Genomic DNA, 11,411 nt, shown 5'->3' on the forward strand with positions numbered 1-11,411 from the left:
CTTTTTACGAACGGCGAAAGTTTACCGGGCACCCTTGCAGAATAAGACAGAAGGAATCGTCAGTAACAGAAGTTTCACATCCTGAAGCAAACTTCGTTTTTTGATGTATTGAATATCCATCCGAACCCACTCGGCGAATGTCACACTGGAACGTCCAGAGACTTGCCAGATACATGTAATTCCCGGCGTGACGTCGAGTCGATGACGATGCCACGACTCGCATTCGTCCGATTCCTCAATGGGAAGCGGGCGAGGCCCCACAAGAGACATATTTCCCAGTACCACATTGAACAGTTGAGGAAGCTCATCCATGCTCGTCGTCCGCAACAGTTGTCCAAATCGTGTCACACGAGGATCGTGGGTGAGTTTGAACGCGGGACCATCTTGCTCACTGAATTGGCGGAGCATCGCCTTCTCGGCATCAGCCCCAACTCGCATCGTGCGAAACTTATATATCGGAAAAGGCTTGCCTCCGAGCCCTGCGCGTTTTTGGACGAACAAAACGGGTCCCGGCGAGGATAGTTTCACCAACAGGGCCGCAATCAGCAGCACGGGTGACAAAATCACAATCATGCAGAGCCCAACGGTCAAATCGATGACTCGTTTCCATCGCGGCGTCTTCGCGGCAAACAAGGTTTGCATTGGATGCACGGAAACCGCCGAGCCGACTGCTTCTTCCTCGGTATCGAAAACAGGATTGCCATCGAGATCAAAATCCGCGGGGTAAACATACACTTCGTAGCTGATCGTGCCGCCAGCCGCGCGATATTTCTCGCACACGTCACGTGCCACGACATGCGCGCCGGCTTCGGGCGTATCGGGAAGAATCACGCCAATGCGGCCATCCTCGAGATACCCTTTGTCGTCGGTGATGCGCAATCGCTCGTGCAAAATACCGGCCAGTACGTGTACACCCTGACCGTCGCAATCGAGTTTGCCGATCGTGATCGCCAGCAGGCAGAACGGAGTATCACTGCGGTTTGCTTGAAAGCGGGCACGCTCCAAAAAGTAGAGCAGCCGATTCACCGAAAGCAGGTTGTCGTGATGAATTGTTCGGCCCGGAGTCGCTCCGAACCCGCTCCTGAATCGTTCTAGGAGCATCGATAGTAGTGCCATGTTCAATCAATGTTGCAAATTCAATCGTGGGGAGTATCAAGTGCCGAGCCGCCGGCAGAACCCTATTGGTGGTAGATGGCTCCCAAGATCCGGGCGCCACCGTGCTCAAGTCGCTGCGTCACTCGTCGAGCTACGCGACCATCGACTTGACCGGCCGATACCACCAAAAAGATTCCGCTGAGTGCTTCGGCATACGCAAAACACTCACTCAACTCATCAGCCTGGGGTAAATTGAAAACTATCAAATCAAACTCACTGCTCAGCTCATCGAGCAAGCTAGTAACATCTTCGACGTCGTAGTCCGAACCAAGCTGTTTACCGCGATCACCAGCGGCAAGAACGCTCAAACGCTCCACCGCGGTCGGCAGCAAAGCATCGCCCAACAGCGTCGCACCACTCAAGACGTCGGTGAGCCCGGTTGGGGCCGTCAGTTTTAATTTTTGAGCAATTGCTGGTGACTTCGTGTTCGCGTCGACCAATAACACCCGGCGATTGCCGTTGCGCGCCGCGACGATGGCCAAGTTGATGGCGACGACGCTTGTCTCTTCGCTTGCGGAACAACTGGTGATACCGACGGAAAAAGAACGTGTTTCGCGAACAGCCTGTTGCGTTTGCACGCAGCGCAGCAGCGCCGAATAGTAGTTCGCCAAATCGCTGGCTGCCGATCCGGCGACCGTGGCGGGGCGATCTTGAGCTCGCTCACTGCTCATTTGGTTTGCGGTAATGCTGGAAATCATCGCCATGAAAGTTGCGCCTAGTTCATGAGGATGGTGTGACGGGAATTGGCGGGCAAGGTGACCACCACGGGAATGCCCAGTTGATCTTCCACCTCAAGCGGAGTGCGCAGGACGCGATTATTGAGTTCCGCGAGAATCGCGACGCTGAGGGCACCTACACAGGAGAGCAAGAAGCCCGCCAAGAGCACGATGGCTTTTTTGGGACTGACTGGCTTTTCGACCAAAGTGGCCGGCTGAGAAATATTCAGGTTGGAAATATGCTCTTCATCGAGGGACTGCTGAATTCGTGCTTGTTCGAGCTTTTCGGCATAAATGCGATAGTTGGCCTCCGCGAGCGCGGCTTCACGCCCCAAATCATTTAACTCCAACTCATGGCCGTTAAGGGCTTTCAACTCTTCTTGTGCAAGCGTGGCTTCATGGTCGAGATTCGTAAGCCGCGCTTGCCAGGAATCCGCCGCTGCTTTTTCGACCATCAGCTCAACTTGCAGCTTCTGCACCGAAGGATTCACCGCGGTCGTGGAATAGGTGCGAGAATCTTGTTGATCGTCCATGATGTCTTTGGCTTCGCGGACTTTCTGACGCGCGGCAATGACCAGCGGATGTTCTTCGGTGTACTTCGAGAGTAGTTCCTTTTCCTGAATTTCGAGGGCGTAAAGTTGCTGCCGCATGTTGTCCCCCGCCGTGTTGGGCATGCCGTCGACTTCTTGCGACGTGATCCGCGAGGGTAACGCGGCAATCAACTTTTCCAAACTGGCAACACGAGCGGAACTTGCGCTGAACGACGTATGCGCGGAAAGCTGCTCAGTCGAAATCTTTTTGACTTTGTCTTCGACGAGCTGTCGTTGGCCTTCGAGCGAAGCGAGCCCCATTTCATTCTTAGCCTCGGCCAACTTTTTCTGAAACTTATTCACTTCGTCAGAAAAGACTTTGGCTTGATCGACGAAAAATCCGTAGGAGCCTGCCGTCGCGTGGATACGTTGATGTTCGCTGAGATATTCATCAACGACCGCCGCCACGATCTGCTGAGCTTGTCGTGGGGACCGCGCTTTGTAAGCGATCGAGATGATGTTCGACTTCTGTTTGGCATAAATGGCCAGATTGTCCCCCAGGGCTTGAACAGCCTTCTCCCGCTCGCTGATCGGGCCTATGGGCTCAAGCCACCCGGAAACTGTTCCCACGACGCTCGATAAGGCTTCTTTAAATGGATTCGGTTTTGTTGGCTCGCCGCCTTCGGAGGGAGGAAGCAGAATGGCTTCTGGCCCCAGCCGATCGACGACTCGCTCCATGAGTGCGCGACTTTTCAGAACTTCCAAAATGGAATTCAATTCGCTTTCGCGGGATTCATTAAGGGCAATAACTTGGCCCGTGGTCACCGTGGGATCAAGCGTGACGCTTTCCCGACCAACTCGCACAAAGAGCAGCGATTCGGATTCGTAAGTCCGCGGCAAGAAAATGAGCACGGCCACCGATAACGCCATCAGGCTGCAAAAAGTCAGGAGTGACTTCTTGGGATGACGTCTGAGAATGCGCGGTATATCGCCCAAGCCCAAAGTGGGGGCTTCTCGCACAAGGGTCATGCGTAGCTCCGAGGATGTGTATCGAGAAACTGGCCGCAATCGCGATCCAACGCGGAGTGTTTATTCAACCAGGCGAATCAATGCCCGGTTGTCGTTTGCTGGTTGTCCAACAGCCAAGCGTGATTGGTGCGGACTTCAGCCGAGGCGGGTTAATGGTGACCTTAATGTTCGGTGGGAAAATCTCCAGTCTTTGACGACTGGAATCCGATCTCTCTGAACACAAAGTCTTGTTAAACACCAATTTGCGCAACCCTTACAGTATTTACAATCGCTACAAGAGTCAATGGTTGAGACTTGCAAAACAGCAGGATTCTACAGTCGCAACTAGCAGTCGAGCATGCCTCACACCCTCGGCAAGGCTGTGCCTAAGTCAGTCCGCTGAAACCAATTACTGCTTATTAAAACCAGGTTTCGAATATTCGGCGGTAAACACATAGCTGCCTGATTCAATTTCTATCGTCGCCACATGATCGGCCATTCCCAACAGCTTAGCCCCTTCAACGTCAGTCAAAGGCTTGTCCCCTTCTCGGATGGTCTTTGCATCGTCGGTGGGTAGAGTAATCGTGGCAGTCGTATTGGCGGGGATTTCGATCTTCAATAGGAACTCATCGCCCCGGCAGTCCCAGCGACAAAAGATCGGGCCACGAACCGAGTCATAGCTCGCTTCGGCAAACGTGAGATCACCCACCGGGTGCGGCGTGATCAAAATATGTTTGAATCCAGGAGCCGCCGGGTCGGGATTGATCCCCACGAGCGTGCGAACGTACCAATTCACACAATCACCCAGAAAGATGTGGTTTTGCGATCCGCCATCGGTCCACATTTCCCACAACGTCGTGGCCCCCTGCTTGATCCACCACCCCCAACTCGGTTGCGTTTCCTGGCTGGCCACACGGTAGGCCAATTCGACTTGCCCGTTCTTGGTAAGTGCATGCAGCAGATACTTGGAACCCAACACGCCCGTGTCGAGATGGTCATCGGTCTTGTGCAAACTCTCCACGAGGGCATCCGTCACAGCGGCCACTTCATCTGGTTCCACCATGTCGTGAAACAGCGCACAACTTTGCGATGTCTGGCTGCCGTTGGAGTATTGGTGCGTTTCAGGATTGTAAAGCTCACGGTTAAAACCCGCCTTAATGAAATCTGCTTGATCGGAGTATTGCTTGGCTTCATCGTCGTGGCCCAACAATTGCGCGGTTGCGGCCACGATATTCGCGTCGTGAAAATGATAAGCCGTGGAGGTGACGATCTCGGGGGTCGTGGTTTTGTAAGGAACATAATCGCCGAGCCCTATCGCATTGGTGCCGGTCTTGGCTTTCTGATTGAGATAATCGACGTAACGGCGATGCTGATCGTACAACCGCGTGCGGGCACGCGCGTCGCCATAGTACAGGTGCAAATAGTCAGGGATGATCAGAAACGCGCTATCCCACGCCGGACCGTTCCCCCACTGATAGCCCCAACCGCCCGTGGGCACGATGCCGGGGAGTTTGCCGTCGCTCTGCTGCTCGTCGGCCATGTCGTCGAGCCATTTTTCGTACACGGTCACCGCATCGTAATTCCACAGCGCCGTTTCACACGCCAGATGCGCATCTGCCATCCAGCCGTTTTTTTCGCGGTGCGGGCAGTCGGTGGGAATGCCATGCAAGTTGCTCAAGTACGACCAACGGGCATTCTCCCAAATTTGATTCAGCAGAGGGTTGGAACATTCGAAGTGCCCGACTTCGGGAACCGCGGAATGAATGAAGTGGATTTTGAGATTATCCGCGGTGAGCGGTTCGTTCGCGCCTGTGACTTCCACATACTGAAAACCGTGATAAACAAATCGCGATTGCCATGATTCTTCGCCCTCGCCTTTGAGAACATACGTGTCGGTTTGAAACTGCTGATCCTTTCCTTTATTCCAAACATGCACGGCGATCTCGTCTTGATTCACCGTGCCATCAGCGTTGAGTCGCTCGCCATACTTCATCGTGACCTTGCTGCCTGCAGGGCCGGAAATTTTGATCTCGGCGCAGCCTGCTAGGTTTTGTCCTGCATCGAAAACGTAAACCCCGGGTTTCGGTTCAGTAACTGACACGGGTTTGAGCGTCTTGTCGACCATGATTGGATGGAACGCTTGCGCCACCAACTTGCCGCCGGGCGACTTCACAACTTGGGCAGCGTCCCAGCTGCTATCGTCAAAACCCGCCCGATCCCAGCCCTGCTGCTCAAGACGCGCATCGTAGGTTTCGCCGCCGTAAATGCTGTTGTAAGTGATGGGCCCCGCGGTTGTTTTCCAATTTTCGTCGGAAACGATCCGCTCGGTGGTGCCGTCTTCAAACTCGATCACCATTTCCAACAGCATCCGTGGCGAGGCCCGCCACGGGGCCGTATCGAAATTCCAAGCCGCCAGCGTTTGCACGTTCAGCCAACCGTTGCCCAGCATCACTCCCAGCGCGTTTTCGCCCTCGCGAAGATCCGCGGTTACGTCGTAAGTCGAATAAAGCACCCGTTTGTCATAGCGCGTGTACCCAGGATCCAAACGGCGGTTGCCAATCCGCTCGCCGTTGATCGAAAGCTCATAATAACCCAAGCCGGTCACGTAGACTCGGGCTTGCTTGATCGGCTTGGAGAGCGTGAATTCCTGTCTGAGCAGCGGCAAAGGTTGTGGTTCGATCGATTCGTTGCGCGCGATCCACTTGCCATGCCAGTGGTCGGGATTGAGCAATGCCATTTCCCACGTTGCCGGTTCACTCCAAGCCGATTGTTGACCAGGGGCATCCCAAATCCTCACCTTCCACCAAACTTTTTGATCCGTAACCAACGGCTGGCCGGCATATTCAATCGCCACGGATTCGCTGGAATCAACCTTGCCCGATTCCCATAAGTCACCAATATCGTTGGCGAGTTTGTCGGGAGAACTCGCAACCAAAATTTGATATGCGGACTGACTTTGATTGCGTTTGTCGGCATCCACTTGCCAACTCAACCGCGGCTGTGTTTCGTCAAGTCCCAAGGGATCCGTCAGATATTCGCATCGCAAGTTTTCCACACGGCAAGCCGTTGATTCCGCGCGTGACTCGCTATTCAGAATTAACGCCGTGATGGTCGTGAATAAAACACAGACTGTAGTTTTCCGCCAGTGAAACATGCGTGCCTCATTCAGCAGGTAAGACTTGATGGCAATCCGAGAAGTGAGCGAGCCCTAGTATCGTAAGCAGTCACCGTCGCACAGAGCTAGACCTACGGCTGATAACAACAAACTCGAGGCCAAAATAATTCTCAATGACTTGTGAACCTTTGGCCGTTATTTCTCAATGACTGGCTCACGTAACCTGGGAATAATGAAAAGTTGATAATCAGCATTAGCACAGTTGAAAACATTGCTAGAACCGTTGACCCTTGCCCCGGTAGCGATTTTCTGCACACTGCTCTTCAGTGACCGACGGTTCGTGCGGCATGTTTGAATCGATCTCTCCTCAGGTACTCGCTCATCATGAATCAACGATATTTCTTTGTCTTGATACTGGCATTGCTTGTGATGCCTGGACGCCTGTCGGCAGCTGAGCCCGCCACGACTCGTTGGACGCCTGAACAAGCCAACGCGTGGTATGCGGATCTGCCGTGGCTGGTTGGAAGCAATTTCCTGCCAAGTTCGGCCATCAATCAACTTGAAATGTGGCAGGCTGACACCTTCGATCCTGAAACCATCGATCGCGAGTTGGGTTGGGCCGCGGCCATCGGTTGCAACACAATGCGGGTATTTCTACACGATCTTTGCTGGCGTGAAGATCGCGATGGCTTCTTCGAGCGAATCGACAAATATCTGGAGATCGCCGACAAGCATAAGATTCGCACGATGTTCGTAATATTTGACGGTGTTTGGGATCCTGATCCCGCGACTGGCAAGCAGCGCGAGCCGCGCGCTGGCGTTCACAACAGCGGTTGGGTGCAATCGCCTGGCCGAGCAATCCTCGAAAATCCCGCCGAAGTGGCAAAATTACAGCCCTATGTGGCTGACCTGCTCAAAACTTATGGCAAGGATCGCCGCGTGTTGGTTTGGGATTTGTTCAACGAAGCGGATAACCCCAATACCAATAGCTATGGTCCCAAGGAATTAGCCAACAAGGACGAACTCGCCGAGAAGTTAGTGAATCTCTCGTTTGAATGGGCACGCGCCGTGGAACCCGAGCAGCCGCTTACGGTGGGTGTCTGGCGCGGCCCCGCATGGGATCTGACCGACGAACTCAATCTCGTACACAAAGCAGCCTTGGCACAAAGCGACGTCATTTCATTCCATGATTATGGCGATCCAAAATCCATGAATGCTCGCATTGCCCAACTGAAACCCTTGGGCCGGCCGTTGTTTTGCACCGAATACATGGCCCGCGGCAACGGTAGCACGTTCGAGTCGATTCTGCCAATTATCAAGGAACAAAAAGTCGCGGCATACGGCTGGGGTTTGGTCGACGGCAAGAGCCAAACCAAGTACCCCTGGGAAACTTGGCAAACCCCGATCGACGGCGAACCTTCGCCTTGGCATCACGACATTTTTCGCGTTGACGGTACGCCGTATCAGCAACAGGAAGTCGATTTGATCGAATCACTGACCAAGTAATTAAGCATCAACTCACGCGGAGCATGCCACCCAAAGGCACACGCGAGGCGCGTTCCGCTGGAATCCAGGCGGCGATCACGATTGTCACCAGTCCCGCCAAAAATGCGCCGACAGTCAAATACGGATGGAATTGGAATTCGATCACGTGCCCCGTGACGCCGTAGGTGGCCAAATTGATCAGATAAGCGATCCCCAGCCCCGCTATCACCGCAGGGAGCATCGCCATCAAGGCAATGATCAGCGCTTGGGCGAAGATCACCTTGCGAATCTGACCCCGTGAGGCGGCGATCACTCTGAGGAGCCCAAACTCGAATGTTTGCTCGAGCACGCTGATCATGAGCGTATTCACAACGCCGAACGTGGCGACCAACAATCCCAGTGCCACCATGCCCCATAATCCGGCATCGATGCCCGACATCATGCCATCGATTTGTCCTTGGAGTTCGGAGAAGGACTGCAAAATCAGTCCATGATCTTGAGTCACGTTTAACAAGTTCGCACGCACCTTGTCGATCTGGGCGTGGTCGACTTTGACGACGAAAACATCCACGCCACCGATCTCGAGTTCTTTTTCCGCTGTCGCGCTATCCATGTACACCGTTAAACCGCCGGCTTGGTACTCGGTCACAATAGCCGCGACGCGAAATGGTTTCACGCCACTATCTGTTTCCAGGGGCAGTTCATCGCCAATTTTGAGATTGGACCGTTCTGCCAAGACCGAGCCAATCACGACTTCCCCGTCCGCCAGACTTAGGCGAATCGTATCCTCGTCCCCTTGCACGATGTCAAACTGCTGGAGCGCCGAGTCTTCGAATCCACGCACGATCAGAATGATGTTCTGATCGCCAACTTTGGCATTCACAAGCCGGATCGCGTCGATCCCCTCGACGCCATCCACAGCCAAAAGCTCAGCGCCAAGTCCGTCAGGAAGATCCGCCGCGAGCCCCGTGGCCATGTCAGGCATTGTGGCTCGGATAAAAAAGTCGGCGATCAGCGTTTTTCTATACCAATCGCGGATGTCTTGCACGTTGTCGAGCACCGTGTTCGCTAAACCCAGAGCCGCGCTGGCGGCGATGAACACCACGCCCACGGTCAATGTTGTGCGTGAGCGATGAATCAACAGTTGCCGACTGGCGATGCGGCCTTCGACGCGCATGCGCCGCGGCAAAAGTTTCGCCACGGCGGCCGTAATTATGGGAAGCCCGACGGGCAGAATAAGCACCAGACCAACCAGACCGGCGACCCCCGACAAGACGGCCACGACCTGAGAAACTCGTCCCGTGATGCTCAAGAACAACAGAATTCCAGAGATGATCACCGTGATAATCCCGGTCACCACAAACCATTTCGACGAGCCTTCGATTTCATCAGGCAGGACCGACCGTAAAGCATCGAGTGGAGCCAGCCGCGCGGCTTTGAACGCGGGAAGCGCCGCGCCAGCGAGCGACATGCCGATTCCAAAGATTGCCGCCAAAATGAAAGGAGTTGGGGTCAATTGAATCGGCGGCAATGTTGTTTCGTAGATGGCCCCCATCGCGACGTTGAGATAACGAGCGATGAATACGCCGAGCGCGCATCCAAGGATCGTCCCCAGCACACCCATCACGGCGGCTTCGGTCATCACCAGCGTGGCGATCTGCTGTCGTGTGCCGCCAATCGCGCGCATGATGCCCAATTGCCGACGGCGCTGCGTGACGCTGATCAAAAACGTGTTCGTAATGACAAACACGGCTACCAGCAAGATAAACGCACGGGCCATCATCAGAGCCTGGTTGGTCGAAAGCACGGTTTCTTGAGCCATCGCGCTGCGGCCAGCTGGGTTCCGTAATTCCGCGGACTCGGGCAAGACGGCTTCAATCGCTGCTCGCAGAGCCTCTTCATCGGCATCGGGCGTCATCACGATTTGAATCACGTCGAGCCGCCGCGGCGCGCGGAACCATTGCTGACCCTTGGCGAGCGGCATGAGGAGCCCGGCCCCTTGGATCGAAATCGAAGCGGTCTTGGATGTGAAGAGCCCCACGACATTCGCACCGACTCGTCCGCTGCGGGTGAGCAAAAAGACCTCATCGCCGACTTTAACACCCAGGTTTTCGGCCAAAAGTTTGTTGAGCAACACGCCATCAGAATCAAGGGGCTTACCTTCGACGATTTCATAATCATGCACATCCCCATCGCGTGCTGGGTCGACTGCCGCAGCAACTAGCTGCACGCGCTCGTCGCCCGCATACAGGACGGCGGGCCGTTGCAGCCGAGGCGCGACCGCTTCTACGCCGGGGACTTTGGTGATGGTGTCCACCAGCGTAGCAGGAATCGATTGACCGATCGGCGCGGCCACTTCTAACGACGCCTTGCCCGCCAGCGATTCGAAAATCTGATCGAAGGCTTTGCCGGTTGAACGAGTCGTGAAAGTCACGGCCACCACGGCGGCAACACCGATAGCAACACTGGCAAGTGTAAGAATTGCGCGGCCCGGATGTTTGCGTGCTTCTCGAATTCCTAGTTTTCGATAAAGCATTTTTACTTGGCCCCCACAATCTGTGCGTTCTCTTCCGCTTCGGGTCGGGCGTCCTCGGCAATCAATCCGTCACGCATGTGCAGCACCCGGTCCGCCGTCGCGGCAATTTCGCTATCGTGGGTAACCATGATGACGGTTTGCCCGTGATCGACCACCAAATCGCGAAGTAATCGCATAACTTGTTGGCCTCCCGCGCTGTCGAGATTGCCCGTCGGTTCGTCAGCGAGTAACAGCGTCGGATTCGTCACAAGCGCTCGAGCCACGGCCACGCGCTGTTGCTCGCCGCCTGATAGCATGCTGGGAAGGTGATCGACACGTTTACCCAGCCCCACTTGTTCCAAACCCGCTTGTGCGCGTTCTTTGGCTTCCCGCTCGCTGATACCGTCAAGCTCCAATGGCAACGCGGCATTCTCAAGCGCGGTGAGTGTCGGCATCAGATTAAACGCCTGAAACACAAAACCAATTTCGCGGCGGCGAAGTAGCGTGCGATCAAAATCGGTGAGGCTCGCGATGTCGACTCCACCCACAAATACTTGGCCCGTGGTGGGGGTATCAATCGCGCCTAACATGCTCAGCAAGCTGCTTTTGCCGCAGCCCGAAGGACCCACAATCGCGGTTAATTCTCCAGTATGAATCGCGCAATTGATGCCACGGACGGCTTGCACGGCCACTTCCCCCGTGCTGAATGATTTGGTGACGTTGATCGTTTCCGCGGCATATTTGGATTGCTGCATGATCGCATCCCTTCCATAAGTGCAATAAAGTCCCGCTTGGGTAAGCCTCAATCCTAGCAATCTCTATGCCGATTGAAACCGGGCGAAGTACCCCTAAATTCGCTGTTCTCCCGAGAATTACGGGTTAATGCG

The 11,411-nt window shown here is 54.7% G+C and carries 7 protein-coding genes; 1 reads left to right on the plus strand and 6 read right to left on the minus strand.

What is annotated here, in order from left to right; genetic code table 11:
- Positions 1-21 precede the first annotated feature (21 nt).
- The 4 genes from AC6T8Q_RS09010 to AC6T8Q_RS09025 form a co-directional block, all read right to left on the minus strand.
- Positions 22-1,116: a sugar transferase gene (locus AC6T8Q_RS09010; RefSeq protein ID WP_500678760.1), complete on the minus strand. Its 1,095-nt coding sequence runs from the start codon at positions 1,114-1,116 to the stop codon at positions 22-24.
- Between the two features lie 62 nt (positions 1,117-1,178).
- On the minus strand, positions 1,179-1,859 hold the full coding sequence (locus tag AC6T8Q_RS09015) for a CpsD/CapB family tyrosine-protein kinase (RefSeq protein ID WP_500678761.1): 681 nt from the start codon (positions 1,857-1,859) through the stop codon (positions 1,179-1,181).
- A gap of 11 nt (positions 1,860-1,870) precedes the next feature.
- Positions 1,871-3,430: a GumC family protein gene (locus tag AC6T8Q_RS09020; protein WP_500678762.1), complete on the minus strand. Its 1,560-nt coding sequence runs from the start codon at positions 3,428-3,430 to the stop codon at positions 1,871-1,873.
- A 388-nt stretch (positions 3,431-3,818) separates the two neighbouring features.
- A complete protein-coding gene (locus AC6T8Q_RS09025) occupies positions 3,819-6,563 on the minus strand; it encodes a glycoside hydrolase family 78 protein (protein WP_500678763.1) in 2,745 nt (914 codons plus the stop codon).
- Positions 6,564-6,908: 345 nt separating this feature from the next.
- On the opposite strand from AC6T8Q_RS09025, the gene AC6T8Q_RS09030 reads away from it, so the two are divergent.
- Positions 6,909-8,030 (plus strand): hypothetical protein, encoded by a 1,122-nt coding sequence (locus AC6T8Q_RS09030; RefSeq protein WP_500678764.1) that lies wholly within the window; start codon positions 6,909-6,911, stop codon positions 8,028-8,030.
- Between the two features lie 7 nt (positions 8,031-8,037).
- On the opposite strand, the gene AC6T8Q_RS09035 is transcribed toward AC6T8Q_RS09030, so the two are convergent.
- Positions 8,038-10,545 (minus strand): ABC transporter permease, encoded by a 2,508-nt coding sequence (locus AC6T8Q_RS09035; RefSeq protein WP_500678765.1) that lies wholly within the window; start codon positions 10,543-10,545, stop codon positions 8,038-8,040.
- Between the two features lie 2 nt (positions 10,546-10,547).
- Positions 10,548-11,279 (minus strand): ABC transporter ATP-binding protein, encoded by a 732-nt coding sequence (locus AC6T8Q_RS09040; RefSeq protein ID WP_496919060.1) that lies wholly within the window; start codon positions 11,277-11,279, stop codon positions 10,548-10,550.
- Positions 11,280-11,411 lie beyond the last annotated feature (132 nt).

The organism is Bythopirellula sp., assembly GCF_041737835.1.
In the GTDB taxonomy this organism is placed as follows: domain Bacteria; phylum Planctomycetota; class Planctomycetia; order Pirellulales; family Lacipirellulaceae; genus Bythopirellula.

What these genes read in the sequence shown, in the direction of transcription:
- AC6T8Q_RS09010 (WP_500678760.1), bottom strand. Translation starts at nt 1,116, where the DNA reads ATGGCACTACTATCGATGCTCCTAGAACGATTCAGGAGCGGGTTCGGA.
- AC6T8Q_RS09015 (WP_500678761.1), bottom strand. Translation starts at nt 1,859, where the DNA reads ATGGCGATGATTTCCAGCATTACCGCAAACCAAATGAGCAGTGAGCGA.
- AC6T8Q_RS09020 (WP_500678762.1), bottom strand. Translation starts at nt 3,430, where the DNA reads ATGACCCTTGTGCGAGAAGCCCCCACTTTGGGCTTGGGCGATATACCG.
- AC6T8Q_RS09025 (WP_500678763.1), bottom strand. Translation starts at nt 6,563, where the DNA reads ATGTTTCACTGGCGGAAAACTACAGTCTGTGTTTTATTCACGACCATC.
- AC6T8Q_RS09030 (WP_500678764.1), top strand. Translation starts at nt 6,909, where the DNA reads ATGAATCAACGATATTTCTTTGTCTTGATACTGGCATTGCTTGTGATG.
- AC6T8Q_RS09035 (WP_500678765.1), bottom strand. Translation starts at nt 10,545, where the DNA reads ATGCTTTATCGAAAACTAGGAATTCGAGAAGCACGCAAACATCCGGGC.
- AC6T8Q_RS09040 (WP_496919060.1), bottom strand. Translation starts at nt 11,279, where the DNA reads ATGCAGCAATCCAAATATGCCGCGGAAACGATCAACGTCACCAAATCA.